The following is a 25,247-nucleotide window of genomic DNA, read 5'->3' as shown; positions in this document are numbered from 1 at the left end:
CGCGGCCGATCAGTAGTACACGGCGGGAACGGTCAGGTTGGCCGGCTTGATCTCCTCGCCCACCCACTTTTTCCACAGCTCGTCGTAGCGGCCGTTGCGCACCTGCTGGTTGACGAACAGGTTGAGGTAGTTGAGCAGGCCGTACTCGCTGCGCTTGGCGGCCAGGGACACGTAGTCGACGACGTAGGGGGCGTCGCCCGCGACCTTCAGGCCCTTGTACTTGCCGGACTTGAGGGTGGCGGCGGCCACGGTATTGGTCACCACGGTGGCGTCGATATGGCCCTGGCTCAGGGCGAGGATGGTGTCGTTCTGCGACTGGTAGGCGCGGAAGCTGCCTTCACCCCAGGCCTTCTGATCCTTTTCCAGGGCGATGGCCTCGTAGGTGCCGCTGGTGTTGCCGAGCTTCTTGCCTTTCAGGTCGGCGTAGCCGTTCACGCCGGTGTCTTCGCGGGTCAGCACGACCATCTGGAAGGCGAAGTAGGGCACGGTCATGCCAACCGTCTTGGCGCGTTCGAGGGTGTCGGAGGTGGAGGCGACGATGACGTCGGCCCGGCCGGAAACCAGCGCGGGAATGCGATCCGGGAAGGGGGTCTCGACCACTTCGGCCTCGACGCCGAGGATCTTCGCCAGGTCGCTGCAGTAGTCGACGTCGAAACCGGCCGGCTTGTTCTGCTCATCGCGGAAGCCCATGGGCGGGAAGTCCAGGGTCACGGCGCAACGCAGTTTGCCGGATTCGATGATGTCGTCGAGCTTGTCGGCCTGGGCGTTGCCGATCAGCGAAGCGCTCAATGCGGCGCCGAGGGCGAGGGTGAGGGTCTTTCTGTTCATGTGCAGCCTCATGATGGGTGATGGTTGGCAGATGAATCGAGTATCAAAGATTTCGTATACGATATTTGATTAGCAAGGCCTGTGCCGATTTTCGCCGGCAGCCTGCTGCGAGGTGCCAGCCCTTGTCTGGCAAGGGCTGCAGAGGGGAAGACGAGCAAGGTGACGCAGCGCGCGGCGCTGGCGAACTGTCACCGTGTTACATAACGAAGCATGACGGCGCGCGTTTGCCCCGAAGCGGAACACGCCTGCTCAGAGCTGGCGCCGGGCGTCGCGATACTGGCTGGGAGAGAGGCCGGTCAGGGCCTTGAACTGGCGGCTGAAGGCGCTGTGATCGGTGTAGCCGCAGCGCAGGGCGACCTCGGTGATCGGCAGTTCGCCCTGCAGCAGCTGGCTGGCCGAGCCGAGCCGCGCCTTGTGGATCATCTGCCGTGGCGTGAGCTGGAAGATGCGCTTGCACAGGCGCTCCAGCTGCGCCACCGAGAGCCCGGCCAGTTCGGTCAGCTCGGCCAGGCTGATCGGGCGCGCGTGGTGCTGGCGAATGTAGTCGTCCACCGCAGCCAGCTTCTGGTAGGCCGGGTGGGTGTCCTGCGCGGCCTGCAGGTCACACGACACGCCAGCCATGCCGATCACGTTGCCGGCGACATCGTGCAGCGCCAGCTTGTGGGTCAGGCACCAGCCGGTGAGGTGTCCGGGGTACAGGTGCAGTTCGAGCTGATCCTCCAGCCGCGCGCCGGCCTGCAGGACCTGCAGGTCCTGGGCGGTGTACTGCGGGCCCAGGTGCGACGGGAAGACCGCCTCGGCGGTGCGGCCGAGCAGCGCCTGCTTGTCCTTGCAGCCACAGCGCCGGACCAGCGTCTGGTTGACCATCATGTAGCGCGCCTGCGGGTCCTTGATGAAGAACACCACGCCGGGCATTGCGTCCAGCAACGGCGCGACCGCCGCAAGGCTGTCGAGCAGCGCGGGCAGGTCGGTGAGCGTGGAACGTGGCAGCAGGTCTAACATCGTGCGACTGACAGGTGGCGGCCCCTGAGCATACGGCTCGCGGGGCCGCCTGGGTAGTGCTCGAACGGCGCTATTGCAGGTGCAGCAGGGTGTCGATGCGCGCCGGGCTGAGCGGCGAGCGGGGCGCCGGCTGTGGCCAGTCGAACAGCACCTGCGCGGCGGCTGCGCAGACGCGTCCCTGGCAGGCGCCCATGCCGCAGCGGCTGGCCATCTTGGCCTGGCTCCAGCCAGCCTGGTCGCGGACGGCCGCCAGCGGCACGTCTTCGCAGCGGCAGAGCAGGGTCTCGGGCCTGGCGAGGTGCTTGACCTCGTCACGCAAGGCGAACGCTGCGTTCAACGCCTTGGCGAACCCCTGCCAGTGGTGCCGTCGTGGCCACAGGCGCCGCGCTGCATCGTGCTCGCCGACTGCCGCATGGCCGGCGATGGCGCCTTCCACCAGGGCTTTCTCGCTGCCGCCGAAGCCGGTGCTTTCGCCGGCGGCGTAGTGATCGGCGAGGCTGGTGGCCTGCCAGTCATCCACGGCCAGTGCATTGAGTTCGATGCGGCAGCCCAGGGCCTGGCCAAGTTGCAGGTTGGCTATCAGGCCGAAGCCACATGCCAGGCGGTCACAGGCGACTTCGCGGATGCGCCCGCCGATGCTCAGGCGCACGGCTTGCAGGCGCCCGTCACCGAGTGCTTCGACGACATGGCTGTTCGCCCTGTAGCCCGGATGGAACAGCGTGCAGGCCTGCAGCAGCTTGCCTGGCCAGCGCGGCAGTTGCGCGGCGAAACCGGCGACGGCTGACCAGTGTGCCTGCTCGGTGATGTTCAGCACCTGCGCGCCGTTGTCCTGCGCCGTGGCGGCGCTGGCGAGCAGCAGCGGGCCGCTGCCGGCGACGACGATGCGCTCGCCGGCGACCGGCAGGCCGCCCTTGATCAGTGCCTGCAGGCCACCCGCGCCGGTAACCCCGGGCAACGTCCAGCCGGGAAACGGCAGCAGCAGCTCCCGCGCGCCGGTGCAGAGAATCAGCTTGTCGTAGTGGATGATCCAGCCGCGCGTGGGGTCCTCCAGCAACAGCGCCTTGGGGCCGGCCAGGGCGACCACGCGGGTGCACGGCAGCCACTCGACATTCGCCAGCGCCTCCAGCTGTTGCCGGTAGGCGCGCGCCTGCGCCGGCAGGTGCGCCTGCGGGCCGTCGCGCCAGATCTGTCCGCCCGCGGCGGGATTGTCGTCGACTATGGCGATGCGCGCGCCGCTGGGGGCCGCGGCCAGAGCTGCCGCCATGCCGGCGGGGCCGGCGCCGACGATGAGCAGGTCCACCTTCATGCTCGGGTCTCCACGTGCATGCCGTCCTGGCACAGGGTCTGGCAGGCCAGGCGCCGCTGGCCATCGATGTTCACGCGACACTCCTGGCAGATGCCCATGCCGCACAGCGGGGCGCGGCGCTCGCCACTGACCGAGGTGCGGCTGCTGCCGTCGCCACCGAGCGCGAGCGCGGCGGCGACCGTGGTGCCGGGGGCCACCCGCAATGGGCTGCCGTCGAGAGTCAGTTCAGGCATGCGCGCGTACTCCTGGGAAGCGTTGTGGCAGGTAGGCATCCACCTGCAAGGGGGCGGGTTCGCCGAGCAACTGGGCGATCAGCAGATCGGCGCTGCCCGGTGCAGTGGTCACGCCCAACCCTTCATGGCCGACGGCCAGCCACAGGCCCTGGCGTTGCGGGTGCGCGCCGAGCAGCGGCAGGCCGTCCGGGCTGGCGGCGCGAAAGCCGGTCCAGGCGCGGATGGCGTTGAGCCGGGCCAGCCCCGGTACGTAATCGACGGCGCGCTGCAGCATCTTCGCCAGCATCCATGGTTCGACGGTGGGGTCGCTGGTGTTGAACTGCCGCGATGCGCCGATGAACAGCTGTCCGGTCGGGCGCGGCTGGACATTGGCGGCGGTCGAAGGGCCGCTGGCGTTGTGCGCGCTGGTGACGTAGCCCAGCTCCACCAGGGTGTGGCTGATGCGCCCGGGGTAGCGGTCGGTGATCAGCAGGTGGCCCTTCTTCGGCTCGATCGGCAGCTCCGGGCAGAGGGTGCTGGCGTGGGTGCCGCCGGCGAGAATCAGCGCCTGGGCGCTGAGCCAGCTGCCGTCCTCCAGGCGCACGCGCTGGCCGTCCACCTCGACGACGTGCGCCAGGCGTTGTTCGATCAGCGGGTGGTCGAGCAGCCAGCGCGCGACGTTGGGCGCATAGAGGATGCCGTCACCGATCACGCGCAGACCGCCGTGCAGGCCGTCGCGCAGCTCCGGTTCGGCCCGTTGCAGGGCCGTGGCGCCGAGTAGCTCGCAGTCCAGCCCGTGATCGCGCAGCACCTGATACTTGGCCTCGGCCACGGCCATTTCCTCGGCATTGGCGGCCAGCCACAGGGTGCCGTTCTGCCGGTAGGCGCAGTCCTCCGGCATGTCCCGCGACCAGTCGCGCCAGCGTTGCACCGAGTATTGGCTGAGGGCCAGCTCGGCCGGGTTGTCGTCGAGCACGATCAGGTGGCCCATGCCGGCAGCGGTGGCGGCGCGCAGGCCGGCATCCAGCACCAGCACGCGGTGCCCGCGCCGGGCCAGTTCGTGGGCGCAGGTGGCGCCGACGATGCCGGCGCCGATGACGATGAAGTCGGCGCCGTCGCTCACAGCACGATGCCCCAGGCGAAGGGGTCGTCGTCCTCGATCAGCAGGGTAGCCTCGGCACTGACGTTGGCCCGGCCGCGAATGGTCGGGATGATGCGGCCACCTTCGGCGGTCTCGTAGCGGCCTTCGAACTGGCTGCCGATCACGCTGGCCTGGCGCCAGGTCGTGCCGGGTTGCAGCTTGCCGTCGGCGGCGAGGCAGGCCAGCTTGGCGCTGGTGCCGGTGCCGCAGGGCGAACGGTCGTAGGCTTTGCCGGGGCAGAGCACGAAGTTGCGGCTGTCGGCTGCGGCGTCATCGGCGAACAGCTCGATGTGGTCGATCAGGCCGCCGTCCTCACCGCGAATGCCCTGGTCTTCCAGCGCCTGCTGCACGGCCGCGCTGTAGCGGGTCAGGGCCTCGAGGTTGTCGCCCGCCACGCGCAGGCCGTGGTCGCTGATCAGGAAGAACCAGTTGCCGCCCCAGGCGATGTCGCCGGTGACGTCACCCTGTCCGGGCACGCCCAGGGTGACCGCCTTGCGGTAGCGGTAGGCCGGCACGTTGCGCACGCTGACCGAGCGATCCTCATGCAGGGTCGCCTCGACGGTGCCGACAGGCGTCTCGATCTTGTGCACGCCGGGCCCGATCCGCCCCAGGTGGGCCAGGGAGGCCACCAGGCCGATGGTGCCATGCCCGCACATGCCGAGGTAGCCGGTGTTGTTGAAGAAGATGACACCGGCACAGGCCTGGGGATCGACCGGGGTACACAGCAGGGCGCCCACCAGGACGTCGCTGCCGCGTGGCTCCAGCACGCTGGTCGCCCGCCACTGGTCGTGCTGGCTGGCCAGGCGTCGCCGGCGCTCGGCCATGCTGCCGCTGCCCAGGTCAGGAAAACCGCTGATGATCAGGCGGGTCGGTTCACCGCCGGTGTGGGAATCGATTACCTCGATACGTTTCATGTGGCCATGCCTGCAGTCGTGTTGAGTGACTACAGGGTGACGCGAGGCGCAGCGTCCGGCTTGAGGGATTTGCCTGGGGCGAATGACGAAATCAGCACAACCTCGGGGCGGCTGAATAGGCCGGGGCGGGCCTCAGCGGTGGCCCGGCAAATGCGCGAAGAGGCTGCTGCAGACACCGGTGATGTGTTCCTCGAGCAGCGCCACCGCATGCTCCGTGTCGCGGCTGCGACAGGCGTCGATGATCGCGCGGTGCTCGTGGTCGGCGCGGTCCTTGCCCTCCGACAGGCTCATCTGCATGCGCAGGTAGCGCTCCAGCTTGTCGTGGATCGAGCGGATCAGGCTGACCAGGAAAGGCCGCTGCGCCGGCTCGTACAGGCAGGCATGCAGCTTCCAGTTGAGTTCGGCCCAGCGCCCCACGTTTTCCTCGCCGACGAACTCCTCGCAGATGCGCTCGGCGCGGGCGAAGGTCTCCTCGGTCATGTTCGGAATGGCCAGGCGCAACACCTTGTTCTCGAGGAGGATGCGCACCTCGAACATCTGCGCCAGCTCCGGCTCGGAGATCCGTGTCACCACGGCACCCTTGTTGCGCTGGAACAGGACCAGGCCCTCGGCCTCCAGGCGCTTGAGCGCCTCGCGCACGGGAATCTTGCTGACGTTGAACAGCTGCGCCACGTCGTCCTGGCGAATCGGCTCGCCTTCGGCGATATCGCCCGCGACGATGGCGTCACGCAGGTGCGTGGTGATGACCTCCGATGCCGTTGGCGTGAGGCCGAGGTTGGGGGCGTTGACACGGGCAAGGGGCAAGGGGGCGGTACTCTCTTCAGCTATCGCGGATATTTTATACGAAATTTCTCGAGCGGATCGTAGGGGTATTTCGCAGCTTGCCCGATTCTACGGACTTGTTGCCCGGTTCTGCCGATCTCGTTGGCGGGCAACGACACCGTGCTGTTCGCCCACTACAGTGATGGTCTGGCTCCCTGTGGGCCTGACCGTGAACGCCGGCGAGCCTGGCGAGACTATTCAGACACCATCAAGTCAAGGTGGGCAGACCATGATTACCCTGAATCTCAATGGCAAGGACCATGAGCTGGACGTGGCCGATGACATGCCGCTGCTCTGGGCCCTGCGTGACGTCGCCAATCTCACCGGCACCAAATATGGCTGCGGCATGGCGCTGTGCGGTGCCTGCACGGTGAACGTCGAGGGACAGCCGACCCGCTCCTGCGTCACTCCGGTATCGGCGGTGGTCGGCAAGCGCATCAGCACCATCGAAGCGGTCGCCGAGGACAGCGTCGGCAAGGTCGTGCAGGAGGCCTGGCGTGAGCTCGACGTGGTGCAGTGCGGCTACTGCCAGTCTGGCCAGATCATGGCGGCCACGGCACTGCTCAGCAGCAACAAGACGCCGAGCGATGCCGATATCGACGCGGCCATGAGCGGCAACATCTGCCGTTGCGCCACCTACGTGCGGATTCGTGCGGCCATTCATCAAGCCGCCGAGCAACTGGCCTAAGACCTCTCCAGGGTCTGCTGCGCGTCGCGCGTGCGGGGCATAGAACCGATTCGGAATGCATGCAGCACATCAACGCATGTGCGAGCCCAGTCCGTCGTCGATCGGTTGTTGCCTTGTCCGCCTCTGGCCCGCGAGACCCTGAACAGGTTTTCTTCGGAGAACTGAATCATGGGCAAGATCGAAACCCCCGATAGCGCCGCTCGCGGCATCCTCAACGTCAGCCGTCGCTCGCTGCTCAAGGGCACGGGCGGGCTGGCGCTGGGCATTTTCTTCGCGCCGCTGATCCGCGGCATGGATGCACTGGCCGCAGGTGGCCCGCTGGAGCCGAACGCCTTCGTGCGGATCGACCTGGATGGCAGCGTGACCGTGCTGGCCAAACACCTGGAGATGGGCCAGGGCAGCTACACCGGCCTGGCCACGTTGCTGGCCGAAGAGCTGGACGCCGATTGGGAAACGGTGCGCGTCGAAGGCGCGCCGGCCGATGTGAAACGCTACAACAACCTCGCCTTCGGCCCGATGCAGGGCACGGGCGGCAGTACCGCCATGGCCAACTCCTGGGAGCAGATGCGCAACGCCGGGGCCACGGCCAAGGCCATGCTGGTGGCTGCGGCGGCGCAGCGCTGGGCAGTGCCGGCCAGTGAAATCAGCGTCAGCAAGGGGGTGGTCAGTCACCCCGGCTCGGGGCGCAGTGCCGGTTTCGGCGAACTGGTCGAGGCGGCTGCGGCGTTGCCGGTGCCCGAGCAGGTGCAGCTCAAACAGCCGCAGGACTTCAAGCTGATCGGCAAGGTCGAGCTGCGCCGCAAGGACAGCCCGGGCAAGACCGACGGCAGTGCCGTGTTCACCCAGGACTTCAAGCTGCCGGGCATGCTGGTAGCGATGGTCGCCTACCCGCCGCGTTTCGGTGGCGTACCGCGCTCCGTCGACAGCAGCAAGGCCAAGGCCGTGCGCGACGTGGTCGACGTGGTGGAGTTTCGCGACCTTCCGCACGGCCGTGCCGGCGTCGCCGTGCTGGCGAAGAACACCTGGGCCGCGCGCCAGGGGCGTGATGCCCTGGTGATCGACTGGGACGAGAGCCAGGCGTTCACCCTCGGCAGCGAGGAAATCCTCGCCCAGTACCGCGAGAGTGCCGGCAAGCCCGGCCTGCCGGCTGCCGCCCGTGGCGACGCCGATGCGGCGCTGGCCAAGGCGGCGAAAACCATCGAGGCCGACTACGAGTTCCCGTACCTGGCGCATGCGGCGATGGAGCCGATGAACTGCCTGGTGAAGCTCTCCGCCGATCGCTGCGAGATCTGGAACGGCGAGCAGTTCCAGACCGTCGACCAGGCGATCATCAGCGGCTACCTGGGCTTCAAGCCGGAACAGGTGTCGCTGACCCAGCTGTATGCCGGCGGCAGTTTCGGGCGCCGTGCCAGCTCGCGTTCGGATTACCTGCTGGAGGCCGTGGCGATCACCAAGGCCGCGCGCGACAAAGGCGTGGACGCACCGGTGAAGATGGTCTGGGCGCGTGAGGACGATACCCGTGGCGGCTTCTTCCGCCCGATGTACCTGCACCGTGCGCGCATCGGCCTGGATGAGGCCGGCAAGCTGCAGGCCTGGCACAACCGCATCGTCGGCCAGTCGATCATCGCCGGCACCTCGATGGAGCCGTTCCTGGTCAAGGAGGGCGTCGACCATACCTCGGTCGAAGGTGTCTCCAACCTGTCCTATGCGGTGCCCAACCTCAAGGTGGAGCTGAGTACGCCGAGCAACATCAAGGTGCCGGTGCTGTGGTGGCGCTCGGTCGGGCATACCCATACCGGCTATGTGGCCGAGACCATGATCGATGAAGCCGCGGTGGCGGCCGGCCAGGACCCCTATGCCTTCCGCCATGCGCTGCTGGAAAACCACCCGCGTCACCGTGGCGCGCTGGAGCTGGCGGCCAGGCAGGCGGGCTGGGACAAGCCGCTGGCCGCCGGTGCGGCGGGCGAGAAGCGTGGACGCGGCATCGCCGTGCACGAGTCGTTCGGCTCGTTCGTGGCGCAGGTCGCCGAGGTGACGGTGAAGGCCGACGGCAGCTATCGCCTGGATCGCGTGGTGTGTGCGGTGGACTGCGGTATCGCCATCAACCCGGACGTGATCAAGGCACAGATGGAGGGTGGGATCGGCTTCGCCCTGGCGGCGGCCCGGCACAGTGCGATCACCCTGAAGGATGGGCGGGTCGAGCAGTCGAACTTCCACGACTTCCAGGTGCTGCGCATGAACGAGATGCCCAGGGTCGACGTGCATATCGTGCCCTCTGCGCAGAACCCGACCGGTGTCGGCGAGCCCGGCGTGCCGCCCCTGGCGCCGGCGCTGGCCAATGCACTGTTCGCGGCCACCGGCGTACGCCTGCGCAAGCTGCCGTTCCCGGCGCAGATCAAGGCCTGACCGAGCCAGGTGCTGGACACAAGACGCCCGGGCAGGTTGCCCGGGCGTTTTTGTTCGGGGTGTTTGCGTGGCGGCGTGGTCGTGCTGGGCTTTTCGAGGGGCGTCGCGGCTGAAGCCCCTCCCACAAGGCTGGGGCCGGCGGATGTGATGGGTGCTCGACGGGGCGGGGGTGCACAGGGGGCTGCCTCAGCGCTGAGCCCTTGTGATCGATCGCGGCTGAAGCCGCTCCTACAGGGGGTGGTAGCCCGGATGCAATCCGGGGCGGGGGGTTGCCCTGCGTGGGGGCGTGGTCGTTCTGGGCTTTTCGAGGGGCGTCGCGGCTGAAGCCCCTCCCACCAGGCTGGGGCCGGCGGATGTGATGGGTGCTCTAGGGGGCGGGGGTGTACAGGGGCTGCTTCGGCGTTGAGTCCTTGTGATCGATCGCGGCTGAAGCCGCTCCTACAGGGGGTGACGTAGCCCGGATGCAATCCGGGGCCGCGTTCAGGAGGCGGTCAGGCGGGTGGTCGCTGCGATGTCGCTCGACTCCAGCGGGGTCTGCGCATGAATCGACGCCAGGCGGTGCTTGAGCATGCCTCCGCTGCGCTCGTTCAGCGCGGCGGTCATTTCGGCCAGGATCGAGGTGGCCACGCTTTCCGGTGTGTCGCCACCGATATCCAGGCCGATGGGGTAGTGCAGGCGCTCCAGCGCGGGCAGTTGTGCGGCGTACTGGCGAATTTCCCCCAGCAGGCGCTCGGTGCGCTCGCGTGGGCCCAGTTGGCCGACGTAGAGGGGCGAGCCCTGCAGCACGCTGCCCAGCCAGTGACGGTCCTGGCTGTAGCTGTGGCTCATGATCGCCACCAGCGCGCCGTCGGTCAGCCGGGTCAGGTCGTAGGGCGCTTTCGCGTCCACCTGGCGCACGACGTCGGCATCGGGGAAACGCTCGGCGCGGGCGAAGTGCGCGCGCCCGTCGATCACGCTGACATGCCAGTCCAGCAACTTGGCCATGTGGCTCAGCGGTTGCGCGTCATGCCCGGCGCCGAAGATCACCAGGCGGCGTTGCGGCGGCAGGTACTCGCAGAACGCTTCGATCTCGCCGCGCGCACCCTGGTAGGTCCGCAGCGAGGAGCGGCCCAGGGCCAGGGTCTCGGCCAGGTCGGCGCGGAGCGCATCGTCGAGGCCGGGCTCGGGCAGGCGTCCGCTGCTGGCCTGCGAGGGGTGCAGGGCGAGGCGATCGCCGACACGCACGCGGGCGTGACGATAGCTGGAGATCACTGTGGCCAGCGCGCCGGGCTGGCCGCTTTCGCGCACCTGGCGCAGCAGGTCGAGCACGCCCAGGGGCTTCTCCGCGCTGTGCCGTTCGAGCAGCACGTGCACGGTGCCATTGCAACCGAGGCCGAAGGTCAGCGCGGCGTCCTGGTCATCATCGTCATCCTGGGTCGCGGTGCTGTAGCGACGGATCACCGCCTCGCCGCCGTCGGTCAGCCACCAGGCCTTCTTCGCCACTTCGGATTCCAGGCAGCCGCCGCTGATTGTGCCCACGGTACCGCCGTAGAGCGGGATCAGCATGCGCGCGCCCGGGCGTCGGTAGGCCGAGCCTTCCACCTTGACCACGGTGGCGAGCACGGCCTGGCCGTTATCGCGTTCGACGCTGCCGATGGCGTCGAGCAGGGCACTGATTCCCGACAGCATAGGTTTCTCCCAGACAAGAACGGGGCAGCGACAGGCGGCGACCCTCAGACTGCCAATGTTCCGTATGCCAGTTAAGAAGAGTTAGGCCGATCCTGCGAGATTCTTGCCCGATCCTGCGTGGCTGCCTTCGAAACGCTCGGCCAGCCTGACGATATGCGCGCGCTCGGTGCGGATGAAGTCGACGAAGGCCTGGGCCACGGGGGACAGGCGTCGCCCGCGGATGTTCACCACGCACCAGCTGCGCTGCAGCGGCAGCTCGGCCACCGGCAGTTCGCGCAGCAAGCCGTGCTGCAGCTCCAGGCGCACGGCATGGCGTGGCAGCAGGGCGATACCGAGGCCGGCCAGCACCGCTTCACGCTGCGATTCCAGCGAGCCGATCTCCAGGGTGTTGGGGAAGTGCGCGCGCTTCTGGTGGCAGTACTCCTCGCAGGCGCGCCGGGTGCCCGAGCCGCTCTCGCGGATCAGCAAGGGATAGGGGGTCAGGTCCTGCAGTTGCAGGTTGTCCGCCTGGCACAGCGGATGGTCCGGCGCCGCCACGGCGATGATCGGGTTGTTGAGGAAGGGCATGAAGTCCAGCGCCATGTCCTGCGGCACCTGGCTCATGATCATCAGGTCGTCGCGGCTCTGGGTCAGGCGGCGTACCACCAGGCTGTGGTTGACCACGGTCAGGTTCAGGCTGACTTCCGGGTAACTGCGGCGAAAGTCGGCGAAAAGGTGCGGAATGAAATACTTGGCGCTGGATTCCACGCACAGGTTCAGTTGCCCCTGCAGCGAGCCCTGCAGGTCCGACAGCTGCATGTCCAGGCTTTCCAGGCGACCGAAGATGTCGCTGCTGGCGCGGCGCAGGGCTTCGGCGGCCTCGGTCAGGTACAGCTTCTTGCCGAGGTACTCGAACAGCGGCTGGCCGACCAGCTCTTCCAACTGGCGGATCTGCAGGCTGACGGCGGGCTGGGTCAGGGCCATTTCGTCGGCGGCGCGGCTGTAGGAGCCGTGCTCGCACACGGCACGGAAGACCTGGAGCTGGCGCAGGGTCATGCGCAGCAGGGTTTTACGCACGGTCGTTTCCTCGTTCGCAAAGATGAATAAGTAATTACTTATGCTTGGTCAAATAATTATTCATTTTGGTTAATCCGTATAGCCGGATAGGGTTTGTCCAACTTTGCAACCAACTGTTGCAGCGGCCCTTGCAGCTCTGCGCTGAGGATTCGAACCGTGATCAAGAAGATCCTGATCGCCAACCGTGGTGAAATCGCCGTCCGCATCGTGCGGGCCTGTGCCGAGATGGGCATTCGCTCGGTGGCCATCTATTCGGATGCGGACCGTCACGCGCTGCACGTCAAGCGTGCCGACGAGGCGCACAGCATCGGCGAGGATCCGCTGGCCGGCTACCTGAACCCGCGCAAGCTGGTGAACCTGGCGGTGGAGACCGGTTGCGACGCCCTGCATCCGGGCTACGGCTTCCTGTCTGAGAATGCCGAACTGGCGGAGATCTGCGCCGAACGTGGAATCAAGTTCATAGGCCCGAGCGCCGAAGTCATCCGCCGCATGGGCGACAAGACCGAAGCGCGCCGCAGCATGATCGCCGCCGGCGTACCCTGCACTCCCGGCACCGAAGGCAATGTCGCCGACCTGGCCGAGGCCCTGCGTGAGGCCGAGCGCATCGGCTACCCGGTGATGCTCAAGGCCACCTCCGGTGGTGGTGGACGCGGCATTCGTCGCTGCAACAGCCGCGAGGATCTGGAGCAGGCCTACCCACGGGTGATCTCCGAGGCGACCAAGGCCTTCGGCAGCGCAGAGGTGTTCCTGGAAAAGTGCATCGTCAATCCGAAGCACATCGAAGCGCAGATCCTCGCCGACAGCTTTGGCAACACCGTGCATCTGTACGAGCGCGACTGCTCGATCCAGCGCCGCAACCAGAAGCTCATCGAGATCGCCCCCAGCCCGCAGCTCACCCCTGAGCAGCGCGCCTACATCGGCGACCTCGCCGTGCGCGCCGCCCAGGCCGTGGGCTACGAGAACGCCGGCACCGTGGAGTTCCTGCTCGCCGAGGGCGAGGTGTACTTCATGGAGATGAACACCCGGGTGCAGGTGGAACACACCATCACCGAGGAAATCACCGGCATCGACATCGTCCGCGAGCAGATCCGCATCGCTTCGGGCCTGGCCCTGTCGATCAAGCAGGAAGACATCATCCACCGCGGTTATGCCCTGCAGTTCCGCATCAACGCCGAGGACCCGAAGAACAACTTCCTGCCCTCGTTCGGCAAGATCACCCGCTACTACGCCCCCGGCGGTCCCGGCGTGCGTACCGACACGGCGATCTACACCGGCTACACCATTCCGCCCTATTACGACTCGATGTGCCTGAAGCTGATCGTCTGGGCGCTGACCTGGGAAGAGGCGATGGACCGTGGCCTGCGCGCGCTGGACGACATGCGCGTGCAAGGCGTGCGCACCACCGCGCCTTATTACCAGGAAATCCTGCGTAACCCGGAATTTCGCAGCGGCCAGTTCAACACCAGCTTCGTCGAAAGCCATCCGGAACTGACCCAGTACTCGATCAAGCGCAATCCGTCGCACCTGGCCATCGCCATCGCCACCGCCATCGCTGCCCACGCGGGCCTGTAGGGGACATCATGAGCAAGAAGATCACCGTTACCGATACCGTCCTGCGCGATGCCCACCAGTCGCTGCTGGCCACGCGGATGCGCACCGAAGACATGCTGCCGATCTGCGACAAGCTCGACCGCGTGGGCTACTGGTCGCTGGAAGTCTGGGGCGGCGCCACGTTCGACTCGTGCGTGCGCTTCCTCAAGGAAGACCCGTGGGAGCGTCTGCGTCAGCTCAAAGCCGCGCTGCCCAATACCCGCCTGCAGATGCTCCTGCGCGGGCAGAACCTGCTCGGCTACCGGCATTACAGCGATGACGTGGTCAAGGCCTTCGTCGCCAAGGCGGCGGTCAACGGCATCGACGTGTTCCGCATCTTCGACGCGATGAACGACGTGCGTAACCTGCGCGTCGCCATCGAGGCGGTCAAGGCCGCCGGCAAGCATGCCCAGGGCACCATCGCCTACACCACCAGCCCGGTGCACACCACCGACGCCTTCGTCGCCCAGGCCAAGGCCATGCAGGCGATGGGCATCGACTCCATCGCCATCAAGGACATGGCCGGCCTGCTCACGCCGTACGCCACCTTCGAGCTGGTCAAGGCGCTGAAGAGCGAAGTCGACCTGCCGGTGTTCATCCACAGCCACGACACGGCCGGCCTCGGCGCGATGTGCCAGCTCAAGGCCATCGAAGCCGGCGCCGACCATATCGACACCGCCATCTCCAGCCTGGCCTGGGGCACCAGCCATCCGGGTACCGAGTCGATGGTCGCCGCGCTCAAGGGCAGCGAGTTCGACACCGGCCTGGACCTGGAGCTGATCCAGGAGATCGGCATGTACTTCCATGCCGTGCGCAAGAAGTACCACCAGTTCGAGAGCGAGTTCACCGGCGTGGACACCCGCGTGCAGGTCAACCAGGTGCCGGGCGGGATGATTTCCAACCTGGCCAACCAGCTCAAGGAGCAGGGCGCGCTGAACCGCATGAACGAAGTGCTGGACGAGATTCCGCGCGTGCGTGCCGACCTCGGCTTCCCGCCGCTGGTCACGCCCACTTCGCAGATCGTCGGTACCCAGGCGTTCTTCAACGTGCTGGCCGGCGAGCGCTACAAGACCATCACCAACGAGGTGAAGCTGTATCTGCAGGGTCGCTACGGCAAGGCCCCGGGCAAGGTCGACGAGCAGCTGCGCAAGCAGGCCATCGGCAGCGAGGAAGTGATCGACGTGCGTCCGGCCGACCTGCTCAAGCCCGAGCTGGCGCGCCTGCGTGAAGAGATCGGCAGCCTGGCCAAGTCCGAAGAGGACGTGCTGACCTTCGCCATGTTCCCCGACATCGGGCGCAAGTTCCTCGAAGAGCGCGAGGCCGGCACCCTCAAGCCCGAAGAACTGCTGCCCATGCCCAGTGGCCAGGGCGCGGCGCCGGTCGGCGGCGAAGGCGTGCCGACCGAGTTCGTGGTCGACGTGCACGGCGAGAGCTACCGCGTGGACATCACCGGGGTCGGCGTCAAGGGCGACGGCAAGCGTCACTTCTACCTGTCCATCGACGGCATGCCGGAAGAAGTGGTGTTCGAGCCGCTCAACGAATTCGTCGCCGGCAGTGGCGGCAAGCGCAAGCAGGCCGGCGCCCCGGGCGACGTGTCCACCACCATGCCGGGCAACATCGTCGATGTGCTGGTCAAGGAAGGTGACACGGTCAAGGCCGGTCAGGCGGTGCTGATCACCGAAGCGATGAAGATGGAAACCGAAGTGCAGGCGCCGATTGCCGGCAAGGTCAAGGCCGTTCACGTGGCCAAGGGCGACCGCGTCAATCCGGGCGAAGTGCTGGTGGAAATCGAAGGTTAACCTCAGGAGCCCGGCCTGTTGGATGGGCAAGTTTGACGGGGCGTAACCCGGGCTCCTTTTTTATTCACGGGCGCTTCGCATGAGGCGCCAAGGGTTCGAGACCCGGGAGCCGCAAGGCTCCTTTTTTTACCACGGTTCTCTGGCCGTGCCCCGGGTGTGCAAGCACAGCGCGGGCGATCAGCACCGCTTGCGCGGGGCGCGGCCTTTTCCCTTCGACCGGCCGGAGCAGTTCGCTCCGGCCGGTCTTTTTCATTCCTGCGGGAAGCGCGAGCGCGGGGTGGCCATCGGCACCTTGTCGCCGTCGAGCGGCAGGAAAGTGCCCAGCTCGGCGTCATAGGCCTTGATCTGGCTGGTCTCGATGTCATACACCCAGCCGTGGATGAACAGCTGGCCGCGCGCCAGCTTGGCCGCTACCGAAGGGTGGGTGCACAGGTGGTTGAGCTGCGCCACCACGTTTTCCTCGGTGAGCACCGCCAGGGTTTCCTTGTCGTCGCTGCAGTTGCAGTTCTCCGCCACCACGCTGCGTGCCACCTCGGCATGGCGCAGCCAGGCCTTGACGGTGGGCATGGTTTCCAGCGACGCCGGGTTGAGTACCGCCTTCATCGCGCCGCAGTCGGAGTGGCCGCAGACGACGATGTGCTGCACGCCCAGGGCCATCACCGCGTATTCGATGGCGGTGGAGACGCCACCCATCATCTGCCCGTAGGCCGGCACCACGTTACCGACGTTGCGGTTGACGAACAGGTCGCCGGGCGAGCTCTGGGTGATCAGTTCCGGCACCACGCGCGAGTCGGCGCAGGTGATGAACATGGCACGCGGGTTCTGGGCGGTGGCGAGCTTCTTGAACAGTTCTTCCTGCTGCGGGAAGACTTCGTTGCGAAAGCGCTTGAAGCCATCGACGATGCTGTGCAGCGCCTGCTCGGCGGTTTCGTTGCCCTCATGGGTCTGAAGCGGAATCACCTGGTGTTTGTAAGGCATGCCCTGAACCTCTTTGTTATCTGAAAATGCGCTGCTAGAACGACAGCCGCTGCGCTGTGCGAGTCACACCGCAAGTTTCTCCTGCGCCAGGCGGCGCGACAACCGGTAGGTTTTTGCAATTCGTGGCGAACGCCTGCGGCCGGGCGAGCCGCAGGTCGTCAGCCGCGGTGGTGGCTGCGGAAGAAGTCGATCAGGCCCTGGGTGGAGGCATCCTCGGCGCCGCTGAGGTCGCTGCCGACCATGCGCGAGTAGACGCCCTTGCCCAGTTCCTTGCCCAGCTCCACGCCCCACTGGTCGAAGGCGTTGATGCCCCAGATCACGCTCTGCACGAAGACCTTGTGCTCGTAGAGGGCGATCAGTGCGCCCAGGCGGCCGGGGCTGACCCGCTCCAGCACCAGGGTGTTGCTCGGGCGGTTGCCGGGGACCGCCTTGTGCGGCGCCAGGCGCTGCACCTCGGCTTCGCTCAGGCCCTGGGCGCGCAGTTCGGCCTCGGCCTCGGCGTGGCTCTTGCCGAGCATCAGCGCCTGGCTCTGCGACAGGCAGTTGGCGAACAGCCATTGATGGTGATCGGCGACCGGGTTGTAGCTGCTCACCGGGACGATGAAGTCCGCCGGGATCAGCAGCGTGCCCTGGTGCAGCAGCTGGTGATAGGCGTGCTGGCCGTTGCAGCCGACGCCGCCCCAGATCACCGGGCCGCTGGCGATCTGCAGCGCGCTACCGTCCTGGCGCACGCGCTTGCCGTTGGACTCCATGTCCAGTTGTTGCAGGTGCTTGGTGATGTTGCGCAGGTAATGGTCGTACGGCAGGATCGCGTGGCTCTGCGCGCCCCAGAAATTGCCGTACCAGACGCCGAGCATGGCCAGCAGCAGCGGCATGTTGCGTTCGAACGGCGCCTGCTGGAAGTGTCGGTCCATGCGGTAGGCGCCGGTGAGCAGCTCCTTGAAGTTGGAGATGCCGATGGACATGGCGATGGGCAGGCCGATGGCCGACCACAGCGAATAGCGCCCACCGACCCAGTCCCACATGGGCAGGATGTTTTCCTCGCGGATGCCGAAGGCGCAGGCCGCCTCGACGTTGCTCGACACCGCCATGAAGTGCCGGTGCAGCTCCTCTTCGCTGCCACCCTGGGCCAGGTACCAGCCACGCGCGGCCTGGGCGTTCTTCAGGGTTTCCAGGGTGCCGAAGGTCTTCGACGAGACGATGAACAGCGTGGTTTCCGCACACAGCTTGGCGGCCAGCTCCTGGAACGAGCTGCCGTCGATATTGGCCAGGTAGTGGCAGCGCACGCCGCGCTGGGCGAACGGCAGCAGCGCCTCGGACACCAGCTGCGGGCCGAGGAACGAGCCGCCGATGCCGATGTTCACCACGTCGGTGATCGGCTTGTCGCTGTAGCCGCGCCACAGACCATGGTGCACCCGGCCGACCAGTTCGCTCATGCGTTGCAGGGCGCGGTGCACCTGCGGCATCACGTCCACGCCGTCGACCAGCACGCGCTCGCCCAGCGGCCGACGCAGCGCCGTGTGCAACGCCGGGCGCCGCTCCGAGGCGTTGACCTGCGCGCCATCGAACAGCGCCGCGATGGCCTCGGCCAGGCCGGCCTCGCGGGCCAGTTCGACCAGCAGGCTGCGGGTGCGCACGTCGATCAGGTTCTTCGAGTAGTCGAGGAACAGGCCGCAGTCATCCAGCGAGAAGCGCGCGAAGCGTTGCGGGTCGTCGGTGAAGGCCTGGCGCAGGCTGAAACCCTCCAGTGCCTGGCGCTGCTCGCGCAGGGCCTGCCAGCTGGGCAGTTGGGTGACGTCCTGCGAGGACGGGGTGTAGGGCATCGGGCAATCCTCTCTCAGCGCGCGGCCAGGTGATGGCGGTCCAGCTCGTGCAGGTAGGGCAGGTCGGGGCCGACCCGCGAGCAGGTCAGCGCGGCCGCCTCGATGGCCAGGCGCAGCATGTCGTCGATCGTTGCGCGGTCGAGCGTCTTCAGCGCCTCGGGGCTGTCCAGGCCATGCCGTGCCAGGTAGCTGAGCAGCGCCGCCTGGAAGGTATCGCCCGCACCGACGGTGTCGCGCGTGTGCACCGGCAGCGCCGGTGCGGACCAGTGCCCGTGACGGCAGTGCACGCTGGCGCCGGCACTGCCATGGGTGAGGAACACCAGTTGGCAGCGTTCGTTGAGCCAGCCGGCCGCGACCTGCTGTGGCTCGCGCTCGGGGTACAGCAGCTGCAGGTCCTCTTCGCTGACCTTGATCAGGTGCGCATGGCTGGCGAAGGCTTCGACCCGTTCGCGCCATAGCGCGACATCCGGCGCCGGGCCGAGGCGCACGTTGGGGTCGAGGCTGATCAGGCGTCGCTGATGTTCGCGCTGCACCAGCGCCAGCAGCGTGCTGGCCACCGGCTCCACCACCAGGGAGAAGGAGCCGACATGCAGGCCGCGCACCTGGGCATCCAGGGTCGGCAGGTGTTCGCTCAGCAGCAGGCGGTCGGCGCAGCCCTCGCCACGGAAGGAATACTGCGGCGAGCCGGCGGCATCCACGCCGACCATCGCCAGGGTGGTCGGCGCATCGCTGGCGATCAGGTAGGCATCGCTCACGCCCTCGTCGCGCAGGACCTGGCGCAGCCGCTGGCCGAGGCTGTCGGAGGATATCCCGGTGAACAGCGCCGAGTCGGCGCCCATGCGGCGCATGCCCAGCGCCACGTTGAACGGCGAGCCACCGGCGATGGCCTTGAAGGCCAGCTCGTTGCTGCGGGCGCCGTCGCTCTGGATGAACACGTCGAACAGTGCTTCGCCACAGACCAGGTACATATGTCTCTCCGTATCGGTTCTCGGGCAACTCCGTAAACGGCCCTGGCGCTGGCTCGCGGCGTTGCTCTGCGCCAGTGCCGGGTGTTCCGCAGCCGCCCTCGGGGCGTTCTCACGCCGGGTTGTGTTCGGCGAGCCGGCTGACCTGCTCGCGATAGTGTCGGTAGACCTCTTCGTACTGCGCCGTGCGCGCCGGGTCCGGCTGCGTCTGCGTGCTGGCGTCGAGCTGCACGCAACGTTCGCACAGTGCGGCCAGCTGCGCCTGGCGGTCGGCACCCGTGGTCAGGCACCAGGCCGCCTGGATCGCCGCACCCAGGGCGGCGGCCTCGGTCTGTCGCGGGCAGACCAGCGGCGTGCCCATGATGTCGGCGATCACCTGGCGCCACACCGGGCTCTTCGCCGCACCACCGATCAGGCGGATGGTCTGGCTCTGCAGGCCGCTGGCGCGCAGCAGGTCGAGACCGTAGCGCAAGCCGAAGCTGGTGCCCTCGACCACCGCCCGGCAGAGGTTGGCGCGGGTCAGGTTGTCGCTGTCCATGCCCAACAGGCTGGCGCGCGCGTTGGGCAGCGCCGGTACCCGTTCGCCGTTGAAGAACGGCAGCATCAGCAGACCCTCGGCGCCGATGGGCGCCTGCTCGACCAGCGCGCCGAAGGCCTGGATGTCCAGTTCCAGCAACTGCTGGATCAGCCCGGTGGCGCTGGTCAGATTCATGGTGCAGATCAGTGGCAGCCAGCCGCCGGACGACGAGCAGAAAGTCGCCACCTGGGCATGCGGGCTGATCATCGGCTGCTCGCTGTAGGCGTACAGCGTGCCGGAGGTGCCCAGGCTCATGGTGATCGCGCCGGGACGGATGTTACCGGTGCCGATGGCGCCCATCATGTTGTCGCCGCCGCCGCTGGCCACCACGGCCTGCGGGTTCAGGCCCAGGCGCTCGGCGATCTGCGGGCGGATCGGCCCCACCGGCTGGTCCGGCTCCAGCAGTTGCGGCAGGGCGCGCTGCAGGCGCCCGCTGGGGTCGATGAAATCCAGCAGCGCGCCGTCCCATTGGCGTGTGCGCACGTCGAAATAGCCGCTGCCGGAGGCGTCGCCGTATTCGCTGCAGGCACGCCCGGTGAGCCAGTGGTTGAGGTAGTCGTGCGGCAGCAGGATATGCGCGATGCGGGCGAACAGCTCGGGGTGCTGCTCGCGCGTCCAGAGCAGCTTGGACACCGTGTAGCCGGGCGCGATGGCCACGCCCAGGCGCTGCAGCGAACCGGCTGCGCCGCCGAGGTGCTCGAGCAGGCGCTGGTTCTCCGGGGTCGATTCGGTGTCGCACCAGAGCTTGGCCGGACGCAGCACCGCGCCCTGCTCGTCGAGCAGGACCAGGCCATGCTGCTGGCCGGAGACGCCGATGCCGAGAATCTGCTCGCCGCGAATGCCTGCAGCCGCCAGCGCCTGCCGCGTGGCCTGCTCGAAGGCCTCCAGCCATTGCCCCGGCTGCTGCTCGCGGCGGCCGTTGGCCGCGCTCTGCAGGCTGTGACTGGCGCTGCCGGCGCCGAGCACCTGGCCGCTGTCGGCGTCGAGCACCAGGGCCTTGGTGCCCTGGGTGCCGCAGTCGATACCGAGGTACATGCTCAGAGCTCCCGCATGCGCCCGATCAGCAGCGCTTCCAGGGCGAGCTGATCGGCATGGAACTGGCGAATGCCCTCGGCGAGCTTCTCCGTGGCCATGGGGTCTTCGTTCATCTGCCAGCGAAACTGCTGCTCGTCGAGGCAGGCCGGGGCGAGCACCCGCTGGCCGTCGTCCTGCAGCGCTGGCCGCAGTTCGCCGCTGGCCTGTTCCAGTTCGGCGAGCAGGGCAGGGCTGATGGTCAGACGGTCGCAGCCGGCCAGGGCGAGCACTTCGCCGATGTTGCGAAAGCTCGCGGCCATCACCACCGTGGCGTAGTCGTGCTGCTTGAAGAAGCGATAGACCTGGCGCACCGACAGCACGCCGGGGTCGTTCTCGGCCTCGAAGCGGACGTCCGGGGTCTGCTGCCTGTGCCAGTCGAGAATCCGCCCGACGAAAGGCGACACCAGGTAGATGCCGGCCTCGGCGCAGGCACGGGCCTGGGCCAGGTTGAAGATCAGCGTGAGGTTGCAGCGAATGCCCTCGCGCTCCAGCTGGCGCGCCGCCTGGATGCCTTCCCAGGTGGCGGCGATCTTCACCAGGACACGGTCGCCGGGGATGCCCAGCTGCAGGTAGCGCTGATGCAGCGCGCGCGCCCGTGCCACGGTGGCGGCGCTATCGAAGGACAGCGCCGCCGGCACTTCGGTGGACACCTTGCCCCGGATGGTCGCGAGAATCTCCACGCCCATGCTGACCACCAGGCGGTCGCACGCCTCGGCGATGATCGCGCTGGGCGCTGCGCCGCTGCGGATGGCCTGGCGCAGTGCATCGTCGACCTGACGCTGGTACTGCCCCGCCTGCAGCGCCTTGAGGATGATCGACGGGTTGGTGGTGGCGTCCTCGGGCTGGAAGCGGTTGATGGCGACCAGGTTGCCGGTGTCGGCGACCACCACGCTGTGCTGCTTGAGTTGGCTGAGCAGGCTGGGCATGTGCGTCTCCGGGGCCTAGGCGTGCAGCAGGTTGTGCAGGGTCTGGCTGACGCCCCGCTCGCGCAGGCTGGTCAGGCAGCGCTCGAAGGCGGCGACGAATTCCAGCGAATGCCCTGGCGCGCTGCCGAAGATCGTCTCCTCGCCGAGCACCCGCGCGGTGAGCTGGGCATCGTCGGCGACCAGCGCCTGGCAATGCTCGGCCCTCGGGTCGGGAATCCGGTAGCGGGCACCGCTTTCGTCCTCGCCCTTGAGGTACAGCGCCCAGGCGGCGACCACCAGGGCCACCCGGTCCAGTGGCTTGCCGTCGGCGATCAGGCGCTGCAGGGTCGGCACGATGAACTTGGGAAACTTCGACGAGCCATCGGAGCAGACGCGCTCCAGCTGGTCGGCGATGGCCTGGTTGGAGAAGCGTTCGATCAGCGTGTCCTTGTAGGTGGTCAGGTCGATGCCCGGCACCGGGGCCAGCTGCGGCGTGACGTCGAGGTCCATGAAGCTGCGCACGTACTGGCGCATCAGCGGGTCGTTCATGGTCTCGTGGACGAAGCGATAGCCCTTGAGAAAGCCCAGGTAGGTCAGGGCCAGGTGGCTGCCGTTGAGCAGCTTGATCTTCATCTCTTCGTAGGGCGTGACGTCGTCGGTGAACTGCACGCCGACCTCTTCCCAGGCGGGCCGGCCGCTGACGAACTTGTCTTCCAGAACCCATTGCACGAAGGGCTCGCAGACCACCGGCCAGGCGTCCTCGACGCCATGCTGCACGGCCAGCTGCTGGCGGTGCGCGGCGCTGGTCATCGGGGTGATGCGATCGACCATGGCATTGGGAAACGACACGTGCTGGTCGATCCAGCTGGCCAGCTCCTGATCGGCCAGCTGAGCGAAGGCGAGCAGCGCCTTGCGCGTGACGGCGCCGTTGTGCGGCAGGTTATCGCAGGACATCAGGGTAAAGGCCGGAATGCCGGCGGCCCGGCGCCTGGCCAGGGCCGCGCAGAGGAAGCCGAACACGCTCCTGGGGGCGTCGGGGTGGCGCAAGTCGTGCTGGATGGCCGGCAACTCGGCGAGGAACTCCCCGCTGCTGTCGTCGATGCAGTAGCCGCCTTCGGTGATGGTCAGCGAGACGATGCGGATCGCCGGGTCGGCGAGCTTGTCGATCAGCGCCTGCGGCGATTCCTCGGCCAGCAGCATGTCGTTGATGGCGCCGATCACCCGTACCGGCAGGTTCGGTTCGTCACCCAGTTCGACCAGGGTGTAGAGATAGTCCTGGCCGGCCAGGGCGTCACGCATGGCACGGTCCTCACTGCGCACGCCGACCCCGCAGATGCCCCAGTCGAGCGCCAGGCCCTGGTTCATCAGGGCGTCGGTGTAGACCGCCTGGTGAGCACGGTGAAAGCCGCCAACGCCGATATGGGCGATGCCGGTGCGGATCATGTCCGGGGTGTAGGCTGGCAGCGCGACAGCGCCGCCAAGCCGGGAGAGCTGCTGGCGATTGAGTTTCATCTGGAAAGTCCCGTGATGGCGCGCTGTCAGGCGGCCTGCTGCAAGGGTTTGGCGACGGCCTGGCCGTCGGCGTCGAAGAGGTGGCAGTGCGCCGGGTCGAAGTCCAGCGCCAGGGTGTCGCCATAGCGCGGCGCGAAGTCGCCCCGTACCCGCACCGTGAGCATTTCGCCCGAGCTGCAGCGCACGTGGCAGAAGGTATCGCTGCCCAGGCGTTCGCTGACGTCGGCGGTCACCTGCAGGCGGCCCGTGCCGGCGGCGGCGACGTTGAGGTGCTCGGGGCGCACGCCCAGGGTCACGCTGCTGCCGACGGCGAGCCCGGCGGCGGACAGCGGCAGGCTCAGCTGGCCGCCGCATTCCAGTTGCACGGTGCAGCTGTCGGCCTCGACCTGCTGCAGCGTGCCGCGCAGGAAACCCATCTTCGGCGTGCCGAGAAAACCGGCGACGAACAGGTTGGCCGGGTGGTGGTACAGCTCCAGCGGCGAGCCGACCTGCTCGATGCGGCCGCCATTGAGCACCACCACCTTGTCGGCCAGGGTCATGGCTTCGACCTGGTCGTGGGTCACGTAGATCATGGTCGCCTGCAGGTCCTTGTGCAGTCGCGCCAGCTCCAGGCGGGTCTGCACGCGCAGGGCGGCGTCGAGGTTGGACAGCGGCTCGTCGAACAGGAAGATCTTCGGGTTGCGCACGATGGCGCGCCCGATGGCCACGCGCTGGCGCTGGCCACCGGACAGCTGCCTGGGCTTGCGCTCGAGCAGGGCCTCCAGTTGCAGGATGCGTGCGGCGTTGGCGACCTTCGCCTCGACTTCCTGCTTGCCCACCCGCGCCAGGTCGAGGGCGAACGACAGGTTCTTGCGCACGGTCATGTGCGGGTACAGCGCGTAGGTCTGGAACACCATGGCCAGGTCGCGGCGCGCCGGGGCGACATCGGTGATGTCCTTGCCGTCGAGTTCGATGTGGCCGCTGCTGACTTCCTCGAGCCCGGCGATCAGGCGCAGCAGGGTGGACTTGCCGCAGCCGGAGGGGCCGACGAACACCACGAACTCGCGGTCGCGGATGTCCAGGTCGATGCCCTTGATGATCGCGGTGCCATCGAAGCCTTTCTTCAGGTTGCGGATCTTCAGATCAGCCATGTCAGTTCTCCCGTTATTTCACCGCGCCGAAGGACAGGCCGCGTACCAGTTGTTTTTGGCTGATCCAGCCGAAGATCAGGATGGGCGCGCAGGCCAGGGTCGAGACGGCGGAGAGCTTGGCCCAGAACAGGCCCTCGGGGCTGGAGTAGGAGGCCACCAGCGCGGTCAGCGGGGCGGCGGCGGAGCTGGTCAGGTTGAGCGACCAGAATGCCTCGTTCCAGCACAGGATCAGCGACAGCAGCATGGTCGAGGCCAGGCCGCCGCGAGCGATCGGCAGCAGCACGCGGACGATCTCCTGCCAGGTGGTGGCGCCGTCCAGGCGCGCGGCTTCGAGGATGTCCACGGGGATGTCCTTGAAGTAGGTGTAAACCATCCACACCAGGATCGGCAGGTTGATCAGGGTGTAGATGATGATCAGCGCCAGGCGCGAATCGAGCAGGCCGAACTGCTTGGCCAGCAGGTAGATCGGCACCAGCACGCCGACCGGCGGCAGCATCTTGGTCGACAGCATCCACAGCAGCGTGCCGCGGGTGCGCCTGGTCTCGAAGAACGCCATGGAATAGGCCGCCGGCACGGCCAGGAGCATGCACAGCAGCGTGGCGGAGACGGAGATCAGCACCGAGTTCCAGGCGAAGGCGAAGTAGTCGCTGCGCTCGTTGATGTGCAGGTAGTTCTCCAGCGTCGGCATGAAGATGAACTGCGGTGGTGTGGCGAAGGCGTCGATCTCGGTCTTCAGGCTGGTCAGCACCATCCACAAGATCGGGAAGAAGATCACCGCGGCGATCGCCCAGGACAGGGTGCCGATCAGCACGCTCTGCAGGCGACGGGATTGCTTGAGGGTCAGCATGTCC

General features: G+C 67.4%; 21 protein-coding genes. 4 read left to right on the top strand and 17 right to left on the bottom strand.

The features are described from left to right. Positions 1 to 9: 9 nt before the first annotated feature. From JLK41_RS24645 to JLK41_RS24615, 7 genes are all read right to left on the bottom strand, one after another. A complete protein-coding gene (locus JLK41_RS24645; protein ID WP_037054498.1) occupies positions 10 to 828 on the bottom strand; it encodes an ABC transporter substrate-binding protein in 819 nt (272 codons plus the stop codon). A gap of 249 nt (positions 829 to 1,077) precedes the next feature. Beyond that, positions 1,078 to 1,830 (bottom strand): AraC family transcriptional regulator, encoded by a 753-nt coding sequence (locus tag JLK41_RS24640; RefSeq protein ID WP_051800625.1) that lies wholly within the window; start codon positions 1,828 to 1,830, stop codon positions 1,078 to 1,080. A 70-nt stretch (positions 1,831 to 1,900) separates the two neighbouring features. Then, positions 1,901 to 3,136: an NAD(P)/FAD-dependent oxidoreductase gene (locus JLK41_RS24635; RefSeq protein WP_134676529.1), complete on the bottom strand. Its 1,236-nt coding sequence runs from the start codon at positions 3,134 to 3,136 to the stop codon at positions 1,901 to 1,903. Next, positions 3,133 to 3,369, bottom strand: a complete 237-nt coding sequence (locus JLK41_RS24630) for a (2Fe-2S)-binding protein (protein WP_037054509.1) — start codon at positions 3,367 to 3,369, stop codon at positions 3,133 to 3,135. Before JLK41_RS24630 ends, JLK41_RS24635 begins: the two co-directional genes overlap by 4 nt. Further along, the gene (locus tag JLK41_RS24625; RefSeq protein WP_175254337.1) at positions 3,362 to 4,471 is read right to left on the bottom strand and encodes an NAD(P)/FAD-dependent oxidoreductase; all 1,110 of its coding nucleotides are present in this window, start codon (positions 4,469 to 4,471) and stop codon (positions 3,362 to 3,364) included. The genes JLK41_RS24630 and JLK41_RS24625 overlap by 8 nt, the downstream gene beginning before the upstream one ends. Further along, the gene (locus JLK41_RS24620; RefSeq protein ID WP_210390040.1) at positions 4,468 to 5,403 is read right to left on the bottom strand and encodes a 4-hydroxyproline epimerase; all 936 of its coding nucleotides are present in this window, start codon (positions 5,401 to 5,403) and stop codon (positions 4,468 to 4,470) included. The genes JLK41_RS24625 and JLK41_RS24620 overlap by 4 nt, the downstream gene beginning before the upstream one ends. Before the next feature lie 132 nt (positions 5,404 to 5,535). Next, positions 5,536 to 6,207, bottom strand: a complete 672-nt coding sequence (locus JLK41_RS24615; protein WP_037054516.1) for a GntR family transcriptional regulator — start codon at positions 6,205 to 6,207, stop codon at positions 5,536 to 5,538. Between the two features lie 247 nt (positions 6,208 to 6,454). On the opposite strand from JLK41_RS24615, the gene JLK41_RS24610 reads away from it, so the two are divergent. Together JLK41_RS24610 and JLK41_RS24605 are read left to right on the top strand one after the other, a co-directional pair. Then, on the top strand, positions 6,455 to 6,913 hold the full coding sequence (locus tag JLK41_RS24610; RefSeq protein ID WP_210390039.1) for a (2Fe-2S)-binding protein: 459 nt from the start codon (positions 6,455 to 6,457) through the stop codon (positions 6,911 to 6,913). A 168-nt stretch (positions 6,914 to 7,081) separates the two neighbouring features. After that, positions 7,082 to 9,319: a xanthine dehydrogenase family protein molybdopterin-binding subunit gene (locus JLK41_RS24605; RefSeq protein WP_179555244.1), complete on the top strand. Its 2,238-nt coding sequence runs from the start codon at positions 7,082 to 7,084 to the stop codon at positions 9,317 to 9,319. A 480-nt stretch (positions 9,320 to 9,799) separates the two neighbouring features. Here the strand turns inward: JLK41_RS24605 and JLK41_RS24600 are convergent, their stop codons facing one another. Both JLK41_RS24600 and JLK41_RS24595 read right to left on the bottom strand, forming a co-directional pair. Then, positions 9,800 to 10,987, bottom strand: coding sequence for an XdhC family protein (locus tag JLK41_RS24600; protein WP_210390038.1), 1,188 nt, complete (start codon positions 10,985 to 10,987; stop codon positions 9,800 to 9,802). An 81-nt stretch (positions 10,988 to 11,068) separates the two neighbouring features. Then, on the bottom strand, positions 11,069 to 12,043 hold the full coding sequence (locus JLK41_RS24595) for a LysR family transcriptional regulator (protein WP_280527679.1): 975 nt from the start codon (positions 12,041 to 12,043) through the stop codon (positions 11,069 to 11,071). Positions 12,044 to 12,199: 156 nt separating this feature from the next. Between JLK41_RS24595 and JLK41_RS24590 the strand changes: the two genes are divergently transcribed. Together JLK41_RS24590 and oadA are read left to right on the top strand one after the other, a co-directional pair. Next, the gene (locus JLK41_RS24590; RefSeq protein ID WP_037054528.1) at positions 12,200 to 13,615 is read left to right on the top strand and encodes an acetyl-CoA carboxylase biotin carboxylase subunit; all 1,416 of its coding nucleotides are present in this window, start codon (positions 12,200 to 12,202) and stop codon (positions 13,613 to 13,615) included. Positions 13,616 to 13,623: 8 nt separating this feature from the next. Next, positions 13,624 to 15,432 carry a sodium-extruding oxaloacetate decarboxylase subunit alpha gene (oadA, locus tag JLK41_RS24585; protein WP_037054531.1) on the top strand — a complete coding sequence of 603 codons (1,809 nt, stop codon included), beginning with the start codon at positions 13,624 to 13,626 and terminating at the stop codon, positions 15,430 to 15,432. Positions 15,433 to 15,681: 249 nt separating this feature from the next. Here the strand turns inward: oadA and JLK41_RS24580 are convergent, their stop codons facing one another. From JLK41_RS24580 to JLK41_RS24545, 8 genes are all read right to left on the bottom strand, one after another. Then, positions 15,682 to 16,410 carry a carbonic anhydrase gene (locus JLK41_RS24580; RefSeq protein ID WP_051800626.1) on the bottom strand — a complete coding sequence of 243 codons (729 nt, stop codon included), beginning with the start codon at positions 16,408 to 16,410 and terminating at the stop codon, positions 15,682 to 15,684. Between the two features lie 158 nt (positions 16,411 to 16,568). After that, complete coding sequence (gene pgi / locus JLK41_RS24575) at positions 16,569 to 18,233, bottom strand: glucose-6-phosphate isomerase (RefSeq protein WP_210390037.1); 1,665 nt, start codon at positions 18,231 to 18,233, stop codon at positions 16,569 to 16,571. A 14-nt stretch (positions 18,234 to 18,247) separates the two neighbouring features. After that, on the bottom strand, positions 18,248 to 19,201 hold the full coding sequence (locus tag JLK41_RS24570; protein WP_210390036.1) for a carbohydrate kinase family protein: 954 nt from the start codon (positions 19,199 to 19,201) through the stop codon (positions 18,248 to 18,250). 109 nt (positions 19,202 to 19,310) lie between these two features. After that, a complete protein-coding gene (gene xylB, locus JLK41_RS24565) occupies positions 19,311 to 20,810 on the bottom strand; it encodes a xylulokinase (RefSeq protein ID WP_134678325.1) in 1,500 nt (499 codons plus the stop codon). Positions 20,811 to 20,812: 2 nt separating this feature from the next. After that, positions 20,813 to 21,775, bottom strand: a complete 963-nt coding sequence (tal, locus tag JLK41_RS24560; protein ID WP_210390035.1) for a transaldolase — start codon at positions 21,773 to 21,775, stop codon at positions 20,813 to 20,815. Between the two features lie 15 nt (positions 21,776 to 21,790). Next, positions 21,791 to 23,266 (bottom strand): mannitol dehydrogenase family protein, encoded by a 1,476-nt coding sequence (locus JLK41_RS24555; RefSeq protein WP_210390034.1) that lies wholly within the window; start codon positions 23,264 to 23,266, stop codon positions 21,791 to 21,793. Between the two features lie 26 nt (positions 23,267 to 23,292). After that, entirely contained in the window at positions 23,293 to 24,396 is a 1,104-nt protein-coding gene (locus JLK41_RS24550) for an ABC transporter ATP-binding protein (RefSeq protein ID WP_152489985.1), read from the bottom strand. Positions 24,397 to 24,409: 13 nt separating this feature from the next. After that, on the bottom strand, positions 24,410 to 25,243 hold the full coding sequence (locus JLK41_RS24545) for a carbohydrate ABC transporter permease (protein ID WP_037054547.1): 834 nt from the start codon (positions 25,241 to 25,243) through the stop codon (positions 24,410 to 24,412). Positions 25,244 to 25,247: the final 4 nt, after the last annotated feature.

It is taken from the genome of Ectopseudomonas khazarica (genome assembly GCF_017915135.1).
GTDB lineage: Bacteria > Pseudomonadota > Gammaproteobacteria > Pseudomonadales > Pseudomonadaceae > Aquipseudomonas > Aquipseudomonas khazarica.
This window is presented reverse-complemented; position numbering and strand designations above follow the sequence as displayed.

Coding starts and splice junctions, on each gene's coding strand:
- JLK41_RS24645 (WP_037054498.1), bottom strand. CDS start 828: ATGAACAGAAAGACCCTCACCCTCGCCCTCGGCGCCGCATTGAGCGCT.
- JLK41_RS24640 (WP_051800625.1), bottom strand. CDS start 1,830: ATGTTAGACCTGCTGCCACGTTCCACGCTCACCGACCTGCCCGCGCTG.
- JLK41_RS24635 (WP_134676529.1), bottom strand. CDS start 3,136: ATGAAGGTGGACCTGCTCATCGTCGGCGCCGGCCCCGCCGGCATGGCG.
- JLK41_RS24630 (WP_037054509.1), bottom strand. CDS start 3,369: ATGCCTGAACTGACTCTCGACGGCAGCCCATTGCGGGTGGCCCCCGGC.
- JLK41_RS24620 (WP_210390040.1), bottom strand. CDS start 5,403: ATGAAACGTATCGAGGTAATCGATTCCCACACCGGCGGTGAACCGACC.
- JLK41_RS24610 (WP_210390039.1), top strand. CDS start 6,455: ATGATTACCCTGAATCTCAATGGCAAGGACCATGAGCTGGACGTGGCC.
- JLK41_RS24605 (WP_179555244.1), top strand. CDS start 7,082: ATGGGCAAGATCGAAACCCCCGATAGCGCCGCTCGCGGCATCCTCAAC.
- JLK41_RS24600 (WP_210390038.1), bottom strand. CDS start 10,987: ATGCTGTCGGGAATCAGTGCCCTGCTCGACGCCATCGGCAGCGTCGAA.
- oadA (WP_037054531.1), top strand. CDS start 13,624: ATGAGCAAGAAGATCACCGTTACCGATACCGTCCTGCGCGATGCCCAC.
- JLK41_RS24580 (WP_051800626.1), bottom strand. CDS start 16,410: ATGCCTTACAAACACCAGGTGATTCCGCTTCAGACCCATGAGGGCAAC.
- pgi (WP_210390037.1), bottom strand. CDS start 18,233: ATGCCCTACACCCCGTCCTCGCAGGACGTCACCCAACTGCCCAGCTGG.
- JLK41_RS24570 (WP_210390036.1), bottom strand. CDS start 19,201: ATGTACCTGGTCTGTGGCGAAGCACTGTTCGACGTGTTCATCCAGAGC.
- xylB (WP_134678325.1), bottom strand. CDS start 20,810: ATGTACCTCGGTATCGACTGCGGCACCCAGGGCACCAAGGCCCTGGTG.
- tal (WP_210390035.1), bottom strand. CDS start 21,775: ATGCCCAGCCTGCTCAGCCAACTCAAGCAGCACAGCGTGGTGGTCGCC.
- JLK41_RS24555 (WP_210390034.1), bottom strand. CDS start 23,266: ATGAAACTCAATCGCCAGCAGCTCTCCCGGCTTGGCGGCGCTGTCGCG.
- JLK41_RS24550 (WP_152489985.1), bottom strand. CDS start 24,396: ATGGCTGATCTGAAGATCCGCAACCTGAAGAAAGGCTTCGATGGCACC.
- JLK41_RS24545 (WP_037054547.1), bottom strand. CDS start 25,243: ATGCTGACCCTCAAGCAATCCCGTCGCCTGCAGAGCGTGCTGATCGGC.